General features: G+C 70.3%; 18 protein-coding genes. 9 read left to right on the forward strand and 9 right to left on the reverse strand.

The window, feature by feature from the left end; translation table 11 throughout:
• Positions 1-4: 4 nt before the first annotated feature.
• On the forward strand, positions 5-931 hold the full coding sequence (locus ACFQ7F_RS18260; protein ID WP_383271473.1) for a GNAT family N-acetyltransferase: 927 nt from the start codon (positions 5-7) through the stop codon (positions 929-931).
• A 3-nt stretch (positions 932-934) separates the two neighbouring features.
• Here the strand turns inward: ACFQ7F_RS18260 and ACFQ7F_RS18265 are convergent, their stop codons facing one another.
• Both ACFQ7F_RS18265 and ACFQ7F_RS18270 read right to left on the reverse strand, forming a co-directional pair.
• Positions 935-1624 (reverse strand): pyridoxal 5'-phosphate synthase, encoded by a 690-nt coding sequence (locus ACFQ7F_RS18265; RefSeq protein WP_383271475.1) that lies wholly within the window; start codon positions 1622-1624, stop codon positions 935-937.
• Positions 1625-1741: 117 nt separating this feature from the next.
• Entirely contained in the window at positions 1742-2965 is a 1224-nt protein-coding gene (locus ACFQ7F_RS18270; protein WP_383271477.1) for an acetyl-CoA acetyltransferase, read from the reverse strand.
• 171 nt (positions 2966-3136) lie between these two features.
• Here ACFQ7F_RS18270 and ACFQ7F_RS18275 point away from each other — a divergent pair, with 171 nt between their 5' ends.
• Complete coding sequence (locus ACFQ7F_RS18275; protein WP_383271479.1) at positions 3137-4432, forward strand: acyl-CoA dehydrogenase family protein; 1296 nt, start codon at positions 3137-3139, stop codon at positions 4430-4432.
• Entirely contained in the window at positions 4432-4908 is a 477-nt protein-coding gene (locus tag ACFQ7F_RS18280; RefSeq protein WP_383271481.1) for a nitroreductase family deazaflavin-dependent oxidoreductase, read from the forward strand. The genes ACFQ7F_RS18275 and ACFQ7F_RS18280 overlap by 1 nt, the downstream gene beginning before the upstream one ends.
• A gap of 144 nt (positions 4909-5052) precedes the next feature.
• Here ACFQ7F_RS18280 and ACFQ7F_RS18285 read toward each other — a convergent pair whose 3' ends face one another.
• Positions 5053-5700, reverse strand: a complete 648-nt coding sequence (locus ACFQ7F_RS18285; RefSeq protein WP_383271483.1) for a TetR family transcriptional regulator — start codon at positions 5698-5700, stop codon at positions 5053-5055.
• A gap of 317 nt (positions 5701-6017) precedes the next feature.
• Between ACFQ7F_RS18285 and ACFQ7F_RS18290 the strand changes: the two genes are divergently transcribed.
• On the forward strand, positions 6018-8381 hold the full coding sequence (locus ACFQ7F_RS18290; protein ID WP_383271511.1) for a PQQ-binding-like beta-propeller repeat protein: 2364 nt from the start codon (positions 6018-6020) through the stop codon (positions 8379-8381).
• Positions 8382-8546: 165 nt separating this feature from the next.
• On the opposite strand, the gene ACFQ7F_RS18295 is transcribed toward ACFQ7F_RS18290, so the two are convergent.
• The 3 genes from ACFQ7F_RS18295 to ACFQ7F_RS18305 form a co-directional block, all read right to left on the reverse strand.
• Positions 8547-9329 (reverse strand): enoyl-CoA hydratase/isomerase family protein, encoded by a 783-nt coding sequence (locus ACFQ7F_RS18295; protein WP_383271485.1) that lies wholly within the window; start codon positions 9327-9329, stop codon positions 8547-8549.
• Entirely contained in the window at positions 9326-9781 is a 456-nt protein-coding gene (locus ACFQ7F_RS18300; RefSeq protein ID WP_383271487.1) for a Zn-ribbon domain-containing OB-fold protein, read from the reverse strand. Before ACFQ7F_RS18300 ends, ACFQ7F_RS18295 begins: the two co-directional genes overlap by 4 nt.
• Positions 9782-9864: 83 nt before the next feature.
• Positions 9865-11016 carry a lipid-transfer protein gene (locus ACFQ7F_RS18305; RefSeq protein WP_383271489.1) on the reverse strand — a complete coding sequence of 384 codons (1152 nt, stop codon included), beginning with the start codon at positions 11014-11016 and terminating at the stop codon, positions 9865-9867.
• 134 nt (positions 11017-11150) lie between these two features.
• On the opposite strand from ACFQ7F_RS18305, the gene ACFQ7F_RS18310 reads away from it, so the two are divergent.
• Entirely contained in the window at positions 11151-12755 is a 1605-nt protein-coding gene (locus ACFQ7F_RS18310) for a FadD3 family acyl-CoA ligase (RefSeq protein WP_383271491.1), read from the forward strand.
• A 15-nt stretch (positions 12756-12770) separates the two neighbouring features.
• On the opposite strand, the gene ACFQ7F_RS18315 is transcribed toward ACFQ7F_RS18310, so the two are convergent.
• Positions 12771-13151, reverse strand: a complete 381-nt coding sequence (locus ACFQ7F_RS18315; RefSeq protein ID WP_383271493.1) for a VOC family protein — start codon at positions 13149-13151, stop codon at positions 12771-12773.
• A gap of 125 nt (positions 13152-13276) precedes the next feature.
• Here ACFQ7F_RS18315 and ACFQ7F_RS18320 point away from each other — a divergent pair, with 125 nt between their 5' ends.
• The 4 genes from ACFQ7F_RS18320 (at position 13277) to ACFQ7F_RS18335 (ending at position 19576) form a co-directional block, all read left to right on the forward strand.
• The gene (locus ACFQ7F_RS18320) at positions 13277-13876 is read left to right on the forward strand and encodes a TetR/AcrR family transcriptional regulator (RefSeq protein WP_383271495.1); all 600 of its coding nucleotides are present in this window, start codon (positions 13277-13279) and stop codon (positions 13874-13876) included.
• A gap of 64 nt (positions 13877-13940) precedes the next feature.
• A complete protein-coding gene (gene dnaE / locus ACFQ7F_RS18325) occupies positions 13941-17477 on the forward strand; it encodes a DNA polymerase III subunit alpha (protein WP_383271497.1) in 3537 nt (1178 codons plus the stop codon).
• Positions 17478-17588: 111 nt separating this feature from the next.
• The gene (locus ACFQ7F_RS18330) at positions 17589-18575 is read left to right on the forward strand and encodes an alpha/beta fold hydrolase (RefSeq protein ID WP_383271499.1); all 987 of its coding nucleotides are present in this window, start codon (positions 17589-17591) and stop codon (positions 18573-18575) included.
• Positions 18576-18631: 56 nt separating this feature from the next.
• Positions 18632-19576, forward strand: coding sequence for an endonuclease domain-containing protein (locus ACFQ7F_RS18335; RefSeq protein WP_383271501.1), 945 nt, complete (start codon positions 18632-18634; stop codon positions 19574-19576).
• A gap of 97 nt (positions 19577-19673) precedes the next feature.
• On the opposite strand, the gene ACFQ7F_RS18340 is transcribed toward ACFQ7F_RS18335, so the two are convergent.
• Together ACFQ7F_RS18340 and ACFQ7F_RS18345 are read right to left on the reverse strand one after the other, a co-directional pair.
• A complete protein-coding gene (locus ACFQ7F_RS18340) occupies positions 19674-20294 on the reverse strand; it encodes a DJ-1/PfpI family protein (RefSeq protein WP_383271503.1) in 621 nt (206 codons plus the stop codon).
• 228 nt (positions 20295-20522) lie between these two features.
• Positions 20523-20714, reverse strand: a complete 192-nt coding sequence (locus ACFQ7F_RS18345) for a hypothetical protein (protein WP_383271505.1) — start codon at positions 20712-20714, stop codon at positions 20523-20525.
• Positions 20715-20943: the final 229 nt, after the last annotated feature.

Consider the following 20943-nt stretch of genomic DNA (forward strand, 5'->3'; position numbering starts at 1 on the left):
GCCCATGGCCTCCTCAGACACCCCCTCCGCCACCTGGCAGTTGACCTCCGACCTCGATCAATTCCTCGACCGAGCCGGGGACTTCCTGCGCTCCGACCCCGCCGCGCACACCGCGCTGCTCAGCGTCTCCGACACCCTGCGCACGCGTGGCATCCATGTGTACGGGGAAAGGGACCCCCTCTTCGGTATCCACACCGAAGGCGGCGGCACCGAAGGCAGCGGTTCCGGAGCCGACGGCGCCGTGGACGGCGTCTTCCTGTGGACCCCGCCGCACCGGCTCTCGCTGAGCCCGCTCACCGACAAGGCCGCCGCCGATGACCTTGCCGCGCTGCTCGCCGACGCGGGCGAGGAGCTGCCGGGAGTCGGCGCCGAGCGGGAGACCGCCGAGGCGTTCGCGCAGGCCTGGCAGCGGAACACCGGGGCCGTCGCCGAAGTGTCCTACCGCGACCGGCTGTACCGCCTGGGCACCCTCACCCCGCCCGATCCCGCCCCCGAAGGTGCCGCGCGCGTCGCCACCGAGGCGGACCGGGAGCTGCTGACGCGCTGGCACCGGGAGTTCGCCGAGGCCTTGGGGGAGAACGCGGGGATGGACTCAGGTACTTGGGCCGACTCCCGCATCGCTTACGGAGGCATCACCCTCTGGGAAACCCCCGACGGCACCCCCGCCGCCATGGCGGGCCGCACGCGCCGCGTCGCGGGCCAGGCCCGGGTGGCCCCCGTCTACACCCCTGCCGAACTCCGTGGCCGTGGCTACGCGGGAGCCGCGACCGTCGAGGTCAGCCGTGCCGCGCTGGCCGACGGGGCGGACGAGGTGCTGCTCTTCGCCGACATCGCCAATCCCACGAGCACCGGGCTGTACCAGCGGATCGGCTTCCGCCCGGTGCGGGACTTCGCGCAGTACGTCTTCACGCGGTCCGGTGTCACGCCGTGACCTTCACGGCCACAGCAGCTCCTTGACCCAGCCGCCACCGTCCGTCCCCCTCCGGTACCGCAGCCGCACATGCCGGCGCCGCGCGTCCCCCTGGAAGAACTCGACCTCCGCCGGTTCGAGTACGTACAGCGTCCAGCTCGGCGCCGGGGCGTCCGGCTCCGCCTGGGCGTGCTCCCAGGCGGCCTGGGATGCGGCCACCAGATCTCCGTACGACGGAAGTACCTCGCTCTGCCTGCCGACCAGGGCCGACGCCAGTGCCCCGGGCGAACGGCGGGCGAGGTCGGCGCGGCTCTCGGTGGCGCTCGCCGTCGTGACCCGGCCCCGCACCCGGACCTGGCGGCCCTGCACGGGCCAGTAGAAGCCGAGCGCGGCCTCGGGGCGTGCCGCGAGCTGGCGGCCCTTCGCGCTGCCCGCGTGCGAGCCGAAGTGCCAGCCGGCCGCGTCCGCGTCGTGCAGCATCAGCGTCCGTACGTCGGGGTGGCCCGACTCGTCCGCCGTGGCCAGGGTCATGGTGTGCGGCTCCACCTGGCCCGCCTCGGCCACGTCCACGAACCACTGCCAGAACAGGGGGAGCGGGTCGGCGGGAGCGGTCGCCGTGTCGAAGGGGGGCAGTTCGGTGTCCCAGACGCGCAGGGAGCGCAGGAGGGCGCGGCCGTGGGCGGTGTCATCAGGCCTGGTGTCGGAGTCGTCCATCCGGCGAATCTACGGGAGCGGTCGCCGGGGCCGCGCGCATCACCCCGGCCGTGCGTCACCCCGGCGGGGCGGGGCGAGGGCCTCTCGCCCCCGCCCCCGCCCCCTCCGCGCTCAGCTTCACCCCCGCCCCAACACCACCGTCCCCGACGAGCAGAACCACCCGCCCGTCCCCGACGCCACCGCCACCTCCGGCAGTCTTCCTCCCGCCTTCCGCACCTGGCGGCCCTCGCCCGCGTCGCCGCGCAGTTGCCGTACCGCTTCCACAAGCAGGAACAGGCCGCGCATGCCGGGGTGCTGGGCGGACAGGCCGCCGCCGTCCGTGTTCGTGGGCAGTTCGCCGTCTCTCAGCAGGCGGCCCTTCTCCACGAACGCGCCGCCCTCGCCCTTCGCGCAGAAACCCAGGTCCTCAAGCGTCACCAGGGTCATGTAGGTGAAGGCGTCGTAGATCTCCGCCACGTCGACGTCCTCGGGACGCACTCCCGCCCGCTCGAACGCCAGGCGCCCGCTCACCGCCGCCGGGGAGACCGTGAAGTCCTCCCACTCCGACATCGTCGTGTGCGAGACGTGCTCGCCGGTGCCGAGCACCCAGACCGGCGTCGACGCGCAGTCGGCCACGTACTCCTCCGCCGCGAGGAGCACCGCGCATCCGCCGTCGGAACGTATGCAGCAGTGCAGTTTGGTGAACGGGTCCGCGATCATCGGGCCGCCAAGGACCTCGTCGACCGTGATCGGGTCGCGGTACATCGCGTCGGGGTTGGTCGCGGCGTTCGCCCGTGCCTGGACCGCGACGGAGGCGAGCTGTTCGAGCGTCGTGCCGTACTCGTGCATGTGGCGGCGCGCGGCCATCGCGTACTTGGAGATCAGGGAGTGGCCGTACGGGACCTCGAACTGGAGGGGGCCGCGCGCGCCGAACGCCAGGTTCGACGTGCGCCGTTTCGCCTTGATGTCGGCCCTCGCCGTCGATCCGTACACGAGGAGTACGGCGTTGGCGCGGCCCGCGGCGATCGCGTCCGCCGCGTGGGCCGCCATGACCTCCCAGGTGGAGCCGCCGACGGAGGTGGAGTCGACCCAGCGTGGCTTCAGGCCCAGGTACTCGGCGACCTCGACCGGGGCGAGCGTCCCGAGGCCCGCGGAGGCGATGCCGTCGATGACCTCGCGGCCGAGGCCCGAGTCGGCCAGGGCGCGGCGGGCGGCCTGGGCGTGCAGGGCGTAGGGGGTGGCCTCGTCGACGCGGCCGCAGTCGGAGAGGGATATGCCGACGACGGCCACCTTGCGCGGGCGGTTCGCCGTGTCCGCACCGGTCGGCGCCTCACGGGGTCCTGAAGGGAGGGGAGTTGGCATGAATCTGACGGTACATCAGATACAGGTGACCCAGGGAGGTGTTACGTGCCGTCGCGGCCCTGTGCATCTGGCGATCGCCGTCCTAGCATGACGGCTCGTCAGATCCGGGTCGGTTCGCCCTCGTGCACGGCGCCGAGGGGTACGGCCGCGACCCGGGGGAGGAGCTCGCCGATGGACGCCGCCTTCACCGCGGAGCAGGAAGAAATCCGCCGCACCCTTCGTGAGCTCGTCACCAAACGCTGCGGCCCCGACGAGGTGAAGACCGCGGTCCGCACCCCCGCCGGGTACGACGCCACCTTCTGGTCCGCCCTCGCCGAACAGCTCGGCCTGCCCGGTATCGCCGTCCCCGAGGCGTACGGCGGAGTGGGGTGCGGCTCGGCGGAGCTCGCCCTCAGCAGCGAGGAACTGGGCCGCGCCCTCGCCCCCTCGCCCCTCTTCGCCACGGCCGCGCTCGTCGCCCCGCTCCTCCAGCGGCTCGGTACCGAGGAGCAGCGGTCGGAGCTGCTGTCCCGCATCGCGGCGGGCGGCCTGACCGCCGCGCTCGCCGTGCCCGGCACCGGGCTCGCCACCGCGCTCGGCCTCGTCGGCGACAACCTCGGCGACTGGTCGGGCGGCGGCCGTGCGGGCGGCGTGCAGGCCAAGCTCTCGGACGGTGTCTGGCGGCTCTACGGCCAGGCCGAGCAGGTCCTCGACGGGCACAGCGCGGGACTGCTCGTCGTGGCCGCGCACACGGGGGGCTACGCCCGTTCTCGTACGCTCCTCTACCTGGTGCACGAGGGGGCCGCCGGACTCGTACGGACCCGGCAGACGTCCCTCGACGAGACCCGGCCGCAGGCCCGCGTCGAACTGCGTGACGTGGAGGCGGAGTTGCTGGGCAGTGCCGACGACGCCGATGTGCCGGGGGCGCTGGCGGAGGTCGGTGACGCCGCCGCCACCGTGCTGGCCGCGGAGGCCGTGGGCGCGGCGGACCGGGCACTTGAGCGGACGGTCGAGTACGTCAAGCAGCGTGAGCAGTTCGGGAGGGCGATCGGGTCCTTCCAGGCCGTCAAGCACCGGCTCGCGGATGTGTATGTGCAGGTGCAGGCCGCGCGGTCGGCGGCGTACTACGCGGCGTGGGCCGCCGGGGCGGGCTCCGAGCAGGTGGGGGCAGACTCCGGACAGGCCGGGACGGGCTCCGAACGAGTGGGGGGACTGGCGCTCGCGCAGGCCCTCGACACGCTGCGGACCGCCGCGTCGGAGGCCGTGCAGTTGCACGGCGGCATCGGGTTCACCTGGGAGCACGAGGCGCATCTGTACTTCAAGCGGGCGTCCAGCGACGAACTGCTCTTCGGGCCCGGGCACCGGCTGCGGGCGCGCGCGGCGGAACAGGCCGACCTGTTCGCACCGACGCCGACCCGCACCCCGACCCCGACCCCGACCCCGACTCCAGCATTGCGCACGACCCCGCCCCCGACGGTGGCCGTCTGATGCCCCCCGGTGTCCGCCTGATGCAGAAGATGTCGTCCACCCGGACCTTCGCGAAGATCGCCCCGCACTTCATCCCCGCGATGGACCGCACGGTGCACCGCCTCACGCGCGGCAAGGTGCTGCTCAGCGCGAAGATGCTGCCGGGGGTGATCCTGACGGTGCGCGGCGCCAAGAGCGGGGTCCCGCGGCGCACTCCCTTGGCCTGTATGCCGGAGGAGCCGGGGAGTTGGATCCTCGTCGGCTCCAACTTCGGGCGCCCGGGGCATCCCGCCTGGACCGGCAACCTCATCGCCCATCCCGACGCCGACGTCAGCTGGCAGGGCGCGGACATTCCGGTCAGGGCGCGGCTGTTGGCGGGCGATGAGCGGGTGGCGGCATGGGAGGCGGTGCTGAAGTTCTGGCCGCCGTACGCGACGTACCAGTCCCGCGTGGAACGGGAGATCCGCCTGTTTCGCCTGGAGCGACGCACGGACTAGACGCACGGACTAGACGCACGGACCAAGTGCCCGGGGAACACAGCGGCGGATCACTGGAACTCCGTGATCCGCCGCTGCGGTGACAGGACTTGAAGAAGCGTCAGAGAGAAGAGCGTCAGAAGTGACGTACACGTACGTAATGCGCTACTTCGTCGGCTTCTTGCCTGTTACGCCCAAATGCACCAACAGTGCGAGGTTGGGCTTCAGTTCGGCCTGCTTGACGCCCCACGTCTGGAAACCCCGCTGGTGCGAGGCGACCGCGGCGAGCATCGCCACCAGGGAGCCCGCCATCGCCGCCGGGTTCACGTCCTTGTCGACCTTGCCCTTGGCCTGGAGCTCCTTGACCGTGTCGGTAAGGGAGTTGTTGACCGAGTTCAGGATCTTCATGCGGAGCTTGTAGAAGCGTTTGTCGCCCTCCGCGGCGCCCAGATCGACGACCCGGAGGATCGCGTCGTTCTTGCGCCAGAAATCGAGGAAGCCCTCGACCAGCTCCTGCGAGGTCTGCCACCCCGCCTTGCCGACCCAGGACCGGCCGTCGAGGAGCTGGGTCAACTCCGCGCCCTCGGCCGCCATTTGCTCGGCGATCTCAAGGACGGCGCCCTCGACGTCGGGGAAGTATTGATAGAAGGTCGCGGGTGAAGTCCCCGCCTTCCGGGCGACGTCGATGACTTTGACGTCCCGGTAGGGCGAGGAGCTGAGCATCTCGCTGAGGCAGTCGAGCAGCTTCTGACGCGTCGCTTGACCGCGCCGACCGGCCACGCGGCCGTCGACGGTACGTACCTGTCCTGTCATGCCGTCAGCTTACCGAGGGGTGATCGGAGCGCGATTCGGCCGAGTGCAAATGGGGTTGGAGGCGGTATTCGTCCTCCATTCCGCGCACCGGTCCGGGGCCGTACTCGAATAGCTCATGCGTTCGAATCAAATACCACTCGCACATCTCGTCTCTTCCTGAGTCTTCTTTGTCCCACAACACCCTGATCCCGCCCCGGGTTCGCAACCACCGCCCCGTACAGGAAGAATCAGGGTGCGTGCCGCCGGAGCGGCTCGGTGGTGAGACGCTGCACGGGGCCGCTCATACGGCGCCCGCGTACGGGGAGGTGGCAGGGCAAGTGGTGGATCAGCTGACGCAGCACGATCCGAGGCGGATCGGCCCGTTCGAGGTGCTCGGCCGGCTCGGAGCCGGTGGCATGGGCCTTGTCTACCTCGCGCGCTCCGCGTCAGGGCGGCGCGTGGCGATCAAGACGGTCAGGACCGAGCTCGCCGAGGACCAGCTGTTCCGCGTCCGCTTCACGCGTGAGGTCGAGGCGGCACGGGCCGTGTCCGGTTTCTATACGGCCGCTGTCGTGGACGCCGACCCGCGTGCGGCGGTGCCGTGGCTGGCCACCGCGTACGTGCCCGCACCCTCGCTCGAAGAAATAGTGAATGAACACGGGCCGCTGCCCACCCAGGCAGTGCGCTGGCTTGCGGCCGGCGTCGCCGAGGCCCTGGAGTCCATCCACGGCGCGGGCCTCGTCCACCGTGACCTCAAGCCGTCGAACGTCCTCGTGGTGGAGGACGGGCCGCGCGTGATCGACTTCGGCATCGCGTCCGGCGTCTCCAACACCCGGCTGACCATGACGAACGTCGCCGTCGGCACACCCGCGTACATGTCGCCCGAGCAGGCGAAGGACTCGCGCAGCGTGACCGGCGCGAGTGACGTCTTCTCGCTCGGCTCGATGCTCGTCTTCGCCGCCACCGGGCACGCGCCCTTCCACGGCGCGAACCCCGTCGAGACCGTCTTCATGCTGCTCCGCGAGGGCCCTGACCTGGCGGGACTCCCGGACGAGCTGCGCCCGCTCATCGAGACGTGCATGCAGATGGAGGCTCCGCTGCGGCCGAGCCCCAACGACCTCCAGGCCCAGCTCGCACCCCACCTCTTCGCCTCGGAGAGCGAGGACGGCGACAGCGGCACGGCCTCCGCGTGGCTGCCTGAGCGGGCCGTCGCGCTGATCGAGGCCCGCCGGGGCGGCCGTCCGCCCGTGCGGGCCGCGCTCGCCGGCTCCGGGCGCAGCGGCGGCGGCCGTGGTGGCGCCCCCGCCGTGGCACCGCCGCCTCCGCGGCACGCGCCGCCTGCGCCGCCGACGCAGCCGCCTCCCTTCGGGAACGTGCCGGACGCCGGTCCCGTGCACCTCGCAGGGGCGAAGGTACCGATCGGTCCAGGACCGCGCGTGGCCGACGCCCGTGCCGCCGCCGAGAGCGCGCCGCCCGCCGACGGCGGCCTCGCCGCCTCGTGGTCGCGGTCCAAGGCCGCGACGAACGGCGTCGACCCCGTGGTGCCCGCCCCTGCCGCCGCGCCGGACGCGGGGGCCGCGTGGCGGCCGTGGCGCTTCCGGATGTCCAACGACGTGTGGGGGACACCCGCCGTCGCGGGGAACCTCGTGTACGTCACGTCTTTCGAGGTCCACGCCCTGGACGTCGGCACGGGCCGCCGCAGCTTCAAGACGCGCGACGTCGCCTGGTCCATGGCGGTCGCCGACGGACGTATCCACGCCTCGGACGGCCCCACGCTCTACGCCCTCGACGGCGCCGAGGGCACCGACCTGTGGCGCCTGTCGACCGACGCCTGGGTGTACTCCCTGCAGGCCGACCACGGCACCGTCGTCACCGGGACGCGCGGCGGCGGCGTACAGGCCTGGGAGGCCGTGAACGGCGAGAAGCTCTGGGAGATCACCGGGGCCCAGACCGACTTCGAGACCCCCGAGGCGGGACCCGTCGTCCACGACGGCACGGTCTACGTCTGGAAGGGCGCGCGCCTGCGTGCGATCGAGGCCCGTACGGGCGAGGAGCGGTGGTCGTACCCCATCGGCGACGCGGCCTCCTGCGGCGGCGTGCCGGTGCGGCTCGCGCCCGCGCAGGACGGGTACGTGTACGTGTCCGCGGGGTCCCGTGTCCTGGCGATCGACGTGGCCGGCGGGCACGTCCGCTGGCACTTCGAGGCGCCGGCGGCCTTCCTGTGTCCGCCCGCGTTCGCGCCGGGACCCGCGGTCACCGGAGGCGGCGTGTACCTGGCGGACTACCTCGGGACCGTGTACGCCCTCGACGCCATGGACGGCCGTGACCGTTGGCGCATCGCCACGGAGTCCCGGGCGTCGATCGAGCCCGTGCTCGTCGCCGACGGCCATGTGCACGTAGGCAGCGGCAAGGGGCTCTACACCCTTGACGCGGTGACGGGGACGCCCAAGTGGCGCTTCCAGGCCGGCGGAGAGGTCGTCGGCACGCCCGTCGTGGCCGACCGGCGGATCCACTTCGGTTCGACGGACCACCTGCTGTACACGCTGAAGGCCGACGACGGCCGCCTGCGCTGGAAGCTGGCCACCGGCGGCGAGATCACCGGGGCACCCGTGGTGCGGGACGGCGTCGTGTACGCGTGCAGCAAGGACCGGTGCGTGTACGCGCTGGACGCGGAGCGGGGGACCGGCACCGCTCGGTCCTAGCGGACCCGTTCACTCCGGGTCGAGCCCCGCCCGTCCCGTGACGGCCGTCGCGCCGGCGTTGGAAGGGGCTTCGGACGGCGGCCGTCCACTTGTGACGTTACGCCGAGTGGATGAACCCCGCGAGACGGTGGCCGGCTACGGTGGCCGGCCCGCCTCGTTCACTCGTCACCTGGTACGGAATTCGGACCCGCGCCCCGTGAAGAGCCCCGCTTGTCGCTCCGGCGGCAGATTGCCGAGCGCGATGAGGTGTGGTGCCTGGGCCAGGGCCTGGGTGCGGGCCGCCTCCTTCGCCGCCCAGAGCGCGCGCACCGTGCCCTGGACCGGCTCCGTCGGACAGGAGGCGATGACCTCGGCCGCGCGGACGGCCGCCGCCGGCAGATCGGCGGACGCGACCAGCTCGGATACCAGGCCGATCTCGTACGCCCGCCGCGCGGAGAGCCGCTCGGCCGTCCCCATCAGCGACATCCTCGCGACCTCGCCGAGCGGCATGCGCTGCGCCATGAGGATCGCCTCGTACGCGCTGACCATGCCGTACGTGGTGTGCGGGTCGAAGAACGTGGCGTGCTCGGCGGCGATGACGAACTCCGCCTCGCCCAGGAGATAGAAGGCGCCGCCGCACGCCATGCCGTTGACGGCGGCGATGACCGGCTTCCACAGGTCGTTGGCCTTGGGGCCGATGGACAGGAGCGGATCGTCCATCGAAAAGGGGGATCCGGGCTGCGCTACGTCCGTGTCGCGGTCGATGCCCGTGCAGAACGCCTTCTCCCCGGCGCCGGTGAGGACGATCGCCCGAACGCCGTCGTCGAAGCGGAACTCCCGCCAGGCCGCCGCCAGTTGCGCTGCCGTCTCCGCGTCGATGGCGTTGTGGCGGGCGGGGCGGTCAAGCGTGACGACCGCCACGCCCGTGTCCTTGTCGATCACCGTACGCAGGGCGCCCGCAGCCGTCATGGCCGCTCCAGAAGCCAGCGGGGCGTCGCGATCCCGCCCACGTCGGTGAACGCGATCTGCACCTTCGCGCCGATGCGCAGCCGGTCGGGTTCGACGGAGTTCAGCGGGGCGTCCGGGGCGGCGACGAGGTTGCCGACCAGGCGGATACGCGGGGCGTCGGCCAGCTCGACGATGATCGCGTTGTACGGCGCCTGCTCGGCGTAGGCGGGGAGCAGGGGCGGGTGCGGGCGGACGTAGGACCAGATGCGGCCCCGCCCGCTCATCCTGCGCCACTCGCTGTCGAAGGACTGGCAGTGCGGGCAGCAGGGCCTGGGCGGGAACCTCAGCTCGCCGCAGGCGGTGCAGGCTTGTATCCGGAGTTCGCCCTGGGCGGCGTACTCCCAGAAGGGGGCGCCGTCGTTGTCGATGGTGGGGGGCAGTAGGGGCTCGGTCTCTGTCGTCGCGTCTGCCATGTTCTGGCCTCTTCCGGGTGCGGGTCTGATGTGGTTGCTCGCGCTCACGCGGCGGAGCCGCATATGTAAACAGCCTCGCGCCCCTATGGGGCCCGCAGCAGGACCGCCGACGTCGGTACGCCCTCGCCCGCCGTCACCAAACACGTTGCCGCGTTGGGTACTTGTGCCGTGCTCGTGCCCCGGAGTTGCTTCACGCCTTCGTTGATGAGGTTGAAGCCGTGTACGTACGCCTCGCTCAGGCCGCCGCCCCCGGTGTTGATCGGCAGGCGGCCCCCGCTCTCCAGCGCGCCGCCCTCCGTGAACGCGCCGCCCTCGCCCCGGCCGCAGAAGCCGTATCCCTCCAGGGACAGGGGAATCAGCGGGGTGAACGCGTCGTAGATCTGGGCGACGTCCACGTCCTGCGGGCCGAAGTCCGCCTGCTTCCAGAGGTGTCGGGCCGCTGTCCACGCGGGTCCTGTCAGCGGGTCGTCGTTCCAGTAGTTGACCATCCCGTGGTGCTGCGCGGGCAGGCCCTGGGCGACGGAGTGGACGTACACGGGCTTCTGCCGGCAGTCCCGCGCCCGCTCGGCGGACACGATCACGCACGCCAACGCGCCGTCCGTCTCCAGGCAGTTGTCGAAGAGGCAGAGGGGCTCGCTGATCCAGCGCGACGACATGTACATCTCGCGGGTCAGCGGCCGTTCGTACATCATCGCGGCCGGATTCTGGTTCGCCCGGTTCCTGCACGCGAGGGCGACATTGAAGAGGTGGTCGCGGGTCGCCCCGTACTCGTGCATGTAGCGGCGCGCCAGCATCGCGATCTCGTCCGCCGGGCGGAGAAGGCCGAAGGGGCGGGTCCACTGGCCGGGGGTGGGGAGTTGGACCGCGGTGTTCTTCCAGGGGCGCGGCCCGCTGCCCCGCTTGCGGGAGCGCCAGGCGATGCCGACGTTCGCCTGCCCGGTGGCGACGGCGGACGCGAGGTGCGCGATGGTCGCGCAGGAACCGCCGCCGCCGTAACCGACCTTGCTGAAGTAGGTCACGTCGCCCGCGCCGATCGCCTTGGCGACCTCGACCTCGTCCGTCTCCTCCATCGTGTACGAGGCGAACGCGTCGACCTCCGAGGGGGCGATGCCCGCGTCGTCGAGCGCGGCGACGATCGCCCGGCAGGCCAACGTCTTCTCGTCCTCGGGCAGTTGTTTGGCGAACGCGGTCTGCCCGATCCCGACTATCGCTGTAGCGTCTTTGAGTGAAGCCATGGGCAACGGCACCTCCGCGAGTGGCGTAGTGGCGAGGCTCCGGGGCTTCGCCATACGTCGTCCCGACTGCTGACAGCGCGTCAGGTTACAGCTAATCTGACGGATAGTCAGCTACTGCGGCGGAGGGGCTTGTGATGCGCGGCGACCTGGAGTGGGGCAGCATCCCGGGACTGGTCCGGGCGGCGGCCGAGCGGTTCGGGGACCGGGAGGCGGTCGTCGAGGGCCGCACCCGCGTCTCGTACGCCGAGCTCGGCCGGCGCGTGGAGCGGGCCGCCGCCGCGTGCATGGCCAACGGCGTCAACTCCGGTGACCGCGTGGCCGTCTGGGCCCCCAACACCCTGGACTGGATCGTCTCCGCGCTCGGCGCGGTATCGGCGGGCGCGGTACTTGTCCCCCTGAACACCCGTTTCAAGGGTGCGGAGGCGGCCTACGTACTGCAACGCAGCCGCGCGAAGCTGCTCTTCGTGACGGGCACCTTCCTCGGTACGTCGTACGTCGCCTCGCTGCGCCGCGCGGCGGTGGAGGGGAAGGGGGACGGCCCGCTGCCCGGCCTCCCGCACCTGGAGCAGGTGGTGGTCCTGTCCGACGACGCCCCCGAGGACTTCCGTGCCTGGAAGGACTTCCTGGCCAGCGGCGACGGCGTGAACGGCCAGGACGTACGGGCGCGCGCGGACGCCGTCGACGGCGCCGACCCCTCGGACATCGTCTACACCTCGGGCACGACAGGCCGCCCCAAGGGCGCGGTGATCACCCACGCCCAGACCCTGCGCTGCTACGGCATCTGGAGCGAACTCGCGGGCCTGTGCGAAGGCGACCGCTATCTGATCGTCAACCCCTTCTTCCACACCTTCGGCTACAAGGCGGGGATCATCGCCTGCCTGATGCGCGGCGCGACGATGGTCCCGCAGCCGGTCTTCAACGTGGACACGGTCCTCGCGAACGTGGCCGCGGAGAGGATCTCGGTACTCCCCGGCCCGCCGACCCTGCACCAGTCCCTCCTCGACCACCCCGCCCGCGACCAGCACGACCTGTCGGCTCTGCGCCTGGTGGTGACGGGCGCGGCGGTGGTCCCGCTGCAACTGGTCGAGCGGCTGCGCGCCGAACTGCACATCGCCACGGTCCTGACGGCGTACGGCCTCTCTGAGGCGAGCGGCATCGTCACGATGTGCCACCAGGGAGACACCGCGCGGACCATCGCGTCGACCTCGGGCCGGGCCATCCCGGACACGGAGGTGCGGGTGGTGAGCCCCGGCGGCGAGGAGCTCTCACCGGGTCACCCCGGCGAGATCCTCGTACGCGGACACAACGTCATGCAGGGCTACTTCGAGGACCCGGCGGAGACGAAGAAGGCGGTCACGCCGGGCGGCTGGCTGCGGACGGGCGACGTCGGAGTCCTCGACGAGCTGGGCAATCTCCGGATCACGGACCGGATCAAGGACATGTTCATCGTCGGCGGGTTCAACGCCTACCCCGCCGAGATAGAGCAGCTGATCGGCGTACATCCGCAGGTGGCGGACGTGGCGGTGATCGGCGTCCCGGATCCGCGGCTCGGCGAGGTGGGCAAGGCGTACGTGGTGCGGCGGCCGGGCGCCGTGCTCACGGCTGACGACCTGATCGCGTGGTCACGCCGCGAAATGGCGAACTACAAAGTCCCCAGGGAGATCGAGTTCGTGACGGAGCTTCCGAGGAACGCGAGCGGCAAGGTCCTCAAGCGCGAACTGCGCGGCCGGCGCGCCTAGTCGGCGGCCTCGCGTCTATTCGGTTGCCGCGCGCTCGGCCGCACTGCGCTCGACGCAGAACTCGTTGCCCTCCAGGTCGCTGAGGGTGACCCAGCCGCGCCCGTCGGGCACCCGGTGGTCCTCCACGAGTTTGGCGCCGAGCCCGATGACCCGCTCGACCTCCTCGTCACGGGTGCGGTCCTGCGGCTGAAGGTCGACGTGCAGGCGGTTCTTGACGGTCTTGGCGTCGGGCACGGTCACGAAGAGCAGGGTGGTGCCTTCGGCGGTGACCAGGGCTTCCGGATCGCCGGGGAAGTCGTCGTCGGCGATCTTCCCGCCGAGTACTTCGGCCCAGAAGGTGGCCTGACGGTAGGCGTCGGAACAGTCGAACGTGAGGTGGCGCACAAGAGAGGTCATGCGCGGCACTATCGGCGAGGGGCGCGGGGGCTGTCCAACGAGTTTCCTCCTGAACGCCTGCTCTTGAACGCTTGTTCTGAACCTGCGTTCTGAACGAACGTTCAAGTCTGTTGTACGGTGGGCCCATGGGACACCGAGAACAGCTGATGACCGGCGCCAAGCGATGCCTCCAGGAGCGGGGATACGCCCGTACGACCTCCCGGGACATCGCGGCAGCCGCGAACAACGCCCCCGTCGGGACGATCAACTACCACTACGGCTCCAAGGAGGCGCTGCTCAACGCCGCCCTCATGGAGACGCTCATGGAGTGGGGCTCCGCGATCGTCGACAGTCCGTCCGACGCGGAGGGCGGTGCGCCCGAGCCCCTGGAGCAGATGTGGGCCCGCATCATCGGCTCCGAGGCCACGGACCGCCCCATGCTGGTCGCGAGCATCGAGGCTTTCGCCCAGGCCGAGCGCGCCCCCGAGATCCGCGAGCAGATCGCCGCCGCGTACGAGCGCGCACGCCCCGAGATGGCCTCCCACCTGCACGGCATCGACGCCGCCGATGACCCGGACACGGCCCGCGCGGTCGGCTCGGTCCACATGGCCCTGGTCGCGGGCCTGACCCAGCAGTGGCTGATCGACCCGGACCACGCTCCGTCGGCTCACGAGGTGGCGGTCGGCCTGCGCGTCATCGCCCAACGCCTTGAGGAGGAAGCCGAGTCAGCCCCGACCGCCGACTGACCGACTGACCGACTGGCCAACTGACCGCCTGACGGCGCCTGACCGACCGACCACGGGAGTGGAAGTGCCGAAGCCGCCGAAGCCCTTCACTCACCTGCACGTCCACACCCAGTACTCACTCCTCGACGGCGCCGCCCGCCTCGGCGACATGTTCAAGGCCTGCACCGACATGGGCATGTCGCACATCGCGATGACGGACCACGGCAATCTGCACGGTGCGTACGACTTCTTCCACCAGGCCAAAGGCGCGGGAGTCACGCCGATCATCGGCATCGAGGCGTACGTGGCGCCGGAGTCCCGCCGCGACAAGCGGAAGGTGAAATGGGGCAATCCGCACCAGAAGCGCGATGACGTGTCCGGCTCCGGTGGCTACACCCACAAGACCCTCTGGGCGGCCGACAAAACCGGCCTGCACAACCTCTTCCGCCTCTCCTCGGACGCGTACGCCGAAGGCTGGCTCCAGAAGTGGCCGCGCATGGACAAGGAGACGATCTCCCAGTGGTCGCAGGGGCTCATCGCCTCCACCGGCTGCCCCTCGGGAGAGCTACAGACCCGTTTGCGCCTGGGCCAGTTCGACGAGGCCCGCAAGGCGGCGGGGGAGTACCAGGAGATCTTCGGCAAGGACCGCTACTTCCTGGAGTTGATGGACCACGGCATCGAGATCGAGCGCCGGGTCCGTGACGACCTCCTGAAGATCGGCAAGGAGCTGGGGATCCCGCCCCTGGTCACGAACGACTCCCACTACACGTACGCCCACGAGTCGACCGCGCACGACGCCCTTCTCTGCATCCAGACGGGCAAGAACCTCTCGGACCCCGACCGTTTCCGTTTCGACGGCACCGGCTATCACCTGAAGTCCACAGCCGAGATGTACGCCATCGACTCCTCGGACGCCTGGCAGCAGGGCTGCGCCAACACTCTCCTGGTCGCCGAGCAGATCGACACCACCGGCATGTTCGAGAAGCGCGACCTCATGCCCAAATTCGATGTCCCGGAGGGATATACGGAGGTCAGCTGGTTCCGGGAGGAGGTGGCCACGGGAATGCGGCGGCGGTTTCCCGAGGGGGTGGGGGACGAGTACGCGCGGCAGGCGGAGTACGAGATGGGCATCATCATCCAGATGGGGTTCCCCGGATACTTCCTGGTGGTCGCCGACTTCATCATGTGGGCCAAGAAGAACGGCATCGCGGTAGGCCCGGGACGCGGATCCGCCGCCGGTTCGCTGGTCTCGTACGCGATGGGAATCACGGACCTGGACCCCATCACCCACGGCCTGATCTTCGAGCGCTTCCTGAACCCCGAACGCGTGTCGATGCCGGACGTCGACATCGACTTCGACGAGCGCAGGCGCGTGGAAGTCATCCGGTACGTGACCGAGAAGTACGGCGCCGACAAGGTCGCCATGATCGGCACATACGGAAAGATCAAGGCGAAGAACGCCATCAAGGACTCGGCGCGCGTGCTCGGATATCCGTACGCGATGGGCGACCGCCTCACCAAAGCGATGCCACCGGACGCGGGCGGAAAGGGAATTGAACTCGCGGGCATCACGGACCCCGCCCATCCCCGGCACGGCGAGGCGGGCGAGATCCGTGGAATGTACGAGAACGAACCCGACGTACGGAAGGTCATCGACACCGCGAAGGGCGTGGAAGGCCTGGTCCGGCAGATGGGTGTGCACGCGGCCGGCGTCATCATGTCCAGCGAGACGATCACCGACCATGTGCCGGTATGGGTGCGGCACAGCGACGGCGTGACGATCACGCAGTGGGACTATCCCCAGTGCGAATCGCTCGGCCTGCTCAAGATGGACTTCCTGGGCCTGCGCAACCTCACCATCATGGACGACGCGGTAAAGATGGTGGCGGCGAACAAAGACGTGCAACTCGACCTGCTCTCCATCCCCCTGGCGGACACCCGCACCTTCGAACTCTTCAGCCGGGGCGACACGCTCGGCGTCTTCCAGTTCGACGGCGGCCCGATGCGTTCCCTGATGCGGCTGATGAAACCGGACGAGTTCGAGGACATCACGGCGGTCACGGCGCTGTACCGCCCCGGCCCGATGGGCATGAATACGCACACGAATTACGCGCTGCGGAAGAACGCCCAACAGGAGATCACCCCCATCCATCCGGAGGTGGAGGAGCCTCTGCGGGATGTGCTCGGCCTGACTTACGGCCTGGTGGTCTACCAGGAGCAGGTGCAGAAGGCGGCCCAGGTACTCGCGGGCTACACCCTTGGCCAGGCGGATCTGCTGCGCAGAGCCATGGGCAAGAAGAAAAAGGAGGTCCTGGACAAGGAGTTCGTCCCGTTCCGGGACGGCTGCCGGGAGCGCGGATACAGCGACGGGGCGATCCAGGCGGTCTGGGACGTCCTTGTCCCGTTCGCGGGCTACGCGTTCAACAAGGCGCATGCGGCGGCGTACGCACTGGTCTCGTACTGGACGGCGTACCTGAAGGCGAATTATCCGGCCGAGTACATGGCCGCCGTACTGACCTCCGTCCGTGACGACAAGGACAAGTCGGCGGTCTATCTCAACGAGTGCCGCCGGATGGGGATCAGGGTCCTGCCGCCGAATGTGAACGCGTCGGTGGCGAACTTCGCGGCGCAGGGCGACGACGTCATTCTCTTCGGCCTGACGGCGGTGCGGAACGTCGGAGCGAATGTGGTCGATGCGATCGTCAAGTGCAGGAAAGAGAAAGGAAAGTACGAGTCCTTCCCCGACTACTTGGAGAAGGTGGACGCGACCGCATGCAACAAACGGACGACGGAATCCCTCATCAAAGCGGGCGCGTTCGACGAGATGGGCCACACGCGCAAGGGGCTTGCCGCCTGCTACGAGCCTCTGATCGACAACGTCGTACAGGTGAAGAGGAGGGAGGCGGAGGGCCAGTTCGACCTCTTCGGAGACGGGGGCGGGCCGGTGGGATCTGGGTTTGCGCCCGACGGCGGTGTGGAGTTCCCCTCCGAGGAGTGGGAGAAGACGTACCTCCTCGCCCAGGAGCGGGACATGCTCGGCCTCTACGTCTCCGACCACCCCTTGTTCGGCATCGAGCACGTCCTCGCGGCCAAGGCCGACGCGGCGATCGCGAGCCTGACCGGGGGCGAGCACGCGGACGGTGCGGTGGTGACGATCGGGGGCATCATCTCCGGCCTCCAGCGGAAGGTGACGAAGCAGGGAAACGCGTGGGCGGTAGCCACGGTGGAGGACTTGGCGGGGTCGCTGGAGTGCATGTTCTTCCCGGCGACGTACCAGCTCCTGTCAACCCAACTGGTGGAGGACACGGTGGTGTTCGTGAAGGGCCGCCTCGACAAGCGGGAGGACGTCCCGCGACTGGTGGGCATGGAACTCTCGGTCCCGGACCTCTCGCACGCGGCGGCGGACGCGCCCGTGATCCTCGACATGCACGAGCCCCAGGTGACCCCGCACACGGTCGCCCGGCTCAAGGAGATCCTCCGCTCACACCCGGGCCCCACGGAGGTGCGGCTGCGGGTGCGGGGGAGGGAGCGGACGAGGGTGTACCGGCTGGGGTTCAAGGTCACGGTCCGCCCGGAGTTCTGGTCGGACCTCAAGGCGGCGGTGGTGGTGGCGCGGGGGTGAGTCATTTGCCAAGTCGGCAAAGTTCCTCGCGGGCGGGGGAGGGCGCAGCCCAGGATCATGGAGTACGACGTATCGACTGATCCTGAACTTGATCCTGACCCGGGAGGAAACATGCCGCACCCCACACAGCACCACCGTCTGGTGGACGTCCCTGGAGGCGGCCGGATCCACCTGGTGGAGCAGGGCACGGGCCCCCTGGTTCTCCTGGTCCACGGCTTCCCGGAGTCCTGGTACTCGTGGCGCCACCAGCTCCCGGTCATCGCCGAGGCGGGCTTCCGCGCGGTGGCGATCGACGTGCGCGGATACGGCCGCTCGTCGAAGCCGCGTGAGGTGGAGGCGTACCGGATGCTGGCGCACGTCGCCGACAACGTGGGTGTCGTACGAGCCCTGGGAGCGGAGACCGCGACGATCGTGGGCCACGACTGGGGCTCGGCCATCGCGGCGAACTCGGCGCTGCTCAAGCCGGACGTCTTCACGGCGGTGGGCCTGCTGAGCGTTCCGTACGCACCCCGGAACGGATTTCGCCCCTCGGACGCGTTCGCCATGATCGGCGGCCCCGACGAGGAGTTCTACGTCAGCTACTTCCAGGAGCAGGGGAGGGCGGAAGCGGAGATCGAGCCGGACGTGCGGGGTTGGCTCGCGGGGTTCTACGCGGGGGTGTCGGCGGACACGATGCCGCCGCCGGACGCCCCGAGCCTGCACTTCGTACCCAGAGGCGGCAAGATGTCGGACCGCTTCGCGGAGGAGTCGATTCTGCCCTCCTGGCTGACGGAGGACGATCTCGACGTCTACGCGGCCGAGTTCGAGCGCACCGGCCTGACCGGCGCGCTCAACCGCTACCGCAACGTCGACCGCGACTGGGAGGACCTGGCGGCATGGGACGGAGCCCCGATCACCCAGCCTTCACTGTTCATCGGCGGCGACCAGGACGCGTCGACGACCTGGCTGGCCGACGCGATCAAGGCGTACCCGGAGACCCTGCCCGGCCTGCTGTCCTCGCACATCCTCGAGGGATGCGGCCACTGGGTACAACAGGAGCGCGCCTTCGAGGTGAACCGCCTCCTGGTGGACTGGCTGAGGGCGTTCCACGCGGCTTGAGGGCTGGGTTATCCACAGGGCACACGAGCCGGAGCCCGTTGCGGGAGCCTGGCGCGATGGGGGAACCACGAGGGCCGCAACCGCGACCGCCGGAGCTGCCGGAACTGGCCGTCGAAGGGGTGCTGCTCGCGCGCTGGGCGATGGACGCCGGGTGGCCCAAGACCAAGCTGTTCCGGTGGCTGGCTGCCGAGGGGTGGACGCGGATCTCGGGCGGCGCCTGGGCGGAGCCGGGACGTGCGGTGGACCTGTCGCTCTGCCTGTGGGCCGGCCAGCTGGCCATGCCGGGCCTGGTGGCGAGCCATAGGTCGGCGGCGGTGCTCTGGAACATCGAACTACTCCGAGCGGCGGAACCGGAGTTCACCGATCCACACCACTCACGGCGCCGTACCGGGGCACGTACGCACTGGTCGCCGCTGCCACCGGAGGACGTCACCGTGACGCGAGGGCTACGGCTCACGACGATCGCGCGCACGCTGGCGGACCTGCTGCCGTGCGGACCGAGGGACGAGGCGCTCGTGGCCGTCGAGTCGGCGCTGACCTGGCGAACGGTGGGCAGTGTCCGGCGCCCTCCACTGATCGCCACGGAGTCCATCGCCGCATCTTTGGCCCTGGCCGCCCCCCTCCCGCGCTCCGGCGGCGACCGGGCGCGCCACTGGTTGGCGCTCGCCGACCCCCGCGCGGGGTCACCGGCGGAGACGATGGCGCGGCTGCGGATGCACGACGCGGGCCTTCACCCCTCCACCCAGGTGGACCTGCTGACGCCGAACGGCCGCCGCTGCCGCCCCGATTTCCTCTTCCGGGATGAGGGCGTGGCCGTCGAGATCGAGGGCTACGCCTACCACGGCTCACGAGACGCCCACCGCCGGGACTTGGCCCGCTACAACGACCTCGCGGCGTGCCCCGAGGTGCGGGTGGTGCTGCGGTTCGGTGCGGAGGAGGTGCTCCGGACGCCGGAGGCGTTCATCGCGAAGGTGGAGGCGACGCTGGCGTCCCGCCGGTAGTTGGGCGGGGCGGATTGCAGAAAAGTCCCACGGATCCGGCCTCTGCGCGGCGTGTCGGTGGGACTTTCTTGCAGCCCCCGATAGCGGCCGGTGGGGGCTAGAACGCGGCCTGTGTCCGGAACTTTTCCACCAGGGCGGGCGGGGCCTTCTCCGGGGAGCCGGCGTTGTACGGCGGCTGGGGGTCGTACTCGATGAGTAGTTGTACGGTCTGCGCGTGCTCGTCGCCCGCGATCTTTCCGGCGAGGGTGAGGCCCATGTCGATACCGGCGGAGACGCCCGCGCCGGTGACGTACTTCCCGTCGAAGACGACGCGCTCCCCCGTGGACTCGACCCCGAACTGCTTGATCTGCTCAAGCGCCATCCAATGGGACGTGGCGCGGCGGCCCTTGAGCAGGCCGGCTGCCGCGAGGATGAGCGAGCCGGTGCAGACGGACGTCGTCCAGGTGGTGTGCGCGTCGACGGCACGAAGCCAGCTGAGTACGGCCTCGTTCTTGAGGTCGGGCTCGGCGCTCCCCGGTACGACGACGATGTCCGGGCTGCTGACCTCGGCGAGCGACTTCGTGGCGACGAGGGAGAGCGTGCCGGTGTCGTCGAGGACGGGACCGGCCTGCTCGGCGACGAAGACGACTTCGGCTCCGGGGAGACCGGCGAGGGTCTGGAAGGGGCCTATCGCGTCGAGGACGGTGAGCTTTTCGTAGAGGAGGATCGCGATCTGCATGGGCTGGCTCCCTTTCCCGGGGCGGGGCGGTGTCGTGCCGTGGGCTCCAGTCTTAAGGGGCCGTCCGATGGCTGCAATGACTAGCCCCCCACCTTTCCTGCCATGCGGCGGTGAGTTGCCCGACGGCAGTCAGGACAGTCAGGGGTCAGGGCAAAGGGAACGGGGCCGAGTGGTCACTCGGCCCCGTCCTGCCGCACCCCCTGGGCAGCGGCGCGCTGGTCTTGCTGGTTACGGCGTGTGGCTGTCGTCCAGCGGGCCGACGGGGGAGTGGCTGTCGAACGGGCTGACCGGGGAGTGACTGTCGGGCGGGCTGACCGGGGAGTGGCTGTCGGCGAACGCCGGGGCCGACGTTCCTGCTCCGACAGCGGCGGCGGCAGCCGCGATCGCGAGGGTGACGAGGATCTTCTTGGTACGGGTCATTCCAACTCCTCTAGAAGAGACGGATTCTGAACCAGAAGTGACGCTGGCGACAGGCGGGCAAGCGCCCGAGTGAGTGGGGGGAGAGGGGCCCTGACATGCGTCGACCGCGGGGGCTACCCCACCCCCCCACCCCCGGCGTCCCCCCCGCAGGATGTAAGGGGTTAGTACATCGGCGGGGCGGGGACGTGGCCGTCGCCCAGCGTGGTGGGGGTGGCCTACATAGCCGGCG

The organism is Streptomyces sp. NPDC056486, from assembly GCF_042795295.1.
GTDB lineage: Bacteria > Actinomycetota > Actinomycetes > Streptomycetales > Streptomycetaceae > Streptomyces.

What these genes read in the sequence shown, in the direction of transcription:
- ACFQ7F_RS18260 (WP_383271473.1), top strand. Translation starts at nt 5, where the DNA reads ATGGCCTCCTCAGACACCCCCTCCGCCACCTGGCAGTTGACCTCCGAC.
- ACFQ7F_RS18265 (WP_383271475.1), bottom strand. Translation starts at nt 1,624, where the DNA reads ATGGACGACTCCGACACCAGGCCTGATGACACCGCCCACGGCCGCGCC.
- ACFQ7F_RS18270 (WP_383271477.1), bottom strand. Translation starts at nt 2,965, where the DNA reads ATGCCAACTCCCCTCCCTTCAGGACCCCGTGAGGCGCCGACCGGTGCG.
- ACFQ7F_RS18275 (WP_383271479.1), top strand. Translation starts at nt 3,137, where the DNA reads ATGGACGCCGCCTTCACCGCGGAGCAGGAAGAAATCCGCCGCACCCTT.
- ACFQ7F_RS18280 (WP_383271481.1), top strand. Translation starts at nt 4,432, where the DNA reads ATGCCCCCCGGTGTCCGCCTGATGCAGAAGATGTCGTCCACCCGGACC.
- ACFQ7F_RS18285 (WP_383271483.1), bottom strand. Translation starts at nt 5,700, where the DNA reads ATGACAGGACAGGTACGTACCGTCGACGGCCGCGTGGCCGGTCGGCGC.
- ACFQ7F_RS18295 (WP_383271485.1), bottom strand. Translation starts at nt 9,329, where the DNA reads ATGACGGCTGCGGGCGCCCTGCGTACGGTGATCGACAAGGACACGGGC.
- ACFQ7F_RS18300 (WP_383271487.1), bottom strand. Translation starts at nt 9,781, where the DNA reads ATGGCAGACGCGACGACAGAGACCGAGCCCCTACTGCCCCCCACCATC.
- ACFQ7F_RS18305 (WP_383271489.1), bottom strand. Translation starts at nt 11,016, where the DNA reads ATGGCTTCACTCAAAGACGCTACAGCGATAGTCGGGATCGGGCAGACC.
- ACFQ7F_RS18310 (WP_383271491.1), top strand. Translation starts at nt 11,151, where the DNA reads ATGCGCGGCGACCTGGAGTGGGGCAGCATCCCGGGACTGGTCCGGGCG.
- ACFQ7F_RS18315 (WP_383271493.1), bottom strand. Translation starts at nt 13,151, where the DNA reads ATGACCTCTCTTGTGCGCCACCTCACGTTCGACTGTTCCGACGCCTAC.
- ACFQ7F_RS18320 (WP_383271495.1), top strand. Translation starts at nt 13,277, where the DNA reads ATGGGACACCGAGAACAGCTGATGACCGGCGCCAAGCGATGCCTCCAG.
- ACFQ7F_RS18330 (WP_383271499.1), top strand. Translation starts at nt 17,589, where the DNA reads ATGCCGCACCCCACACAGCACCACCGTCTGGTGGACGTCCCTGGAGGC.
- ACFQ7F_RS18335 (WP_383271501.1), top strand. Translation starts at nt 18,632, where the DNA reads ATGGGGGAACCACGAGGGCCGCAACCGCGACCGCCGGAGCTGCCGGAA.
- ACFQ7F_RS18340 (WP_383271503.1), bottom strand. Translation starts at nt 20,294, where the DNA reads ATGCAGATCGCGATCCTCCTCTACGAAAAGCTCACCGTCCTCGACGCG.
- ACFQ7F_RS18345 (WP_383271505.1), bottom strand. Translation starts at nt 20,714, where the DNA reads ATGACCCGTACCAAGAAGATCCTCGTCACCCTCGCGATCGCGGCTGCC.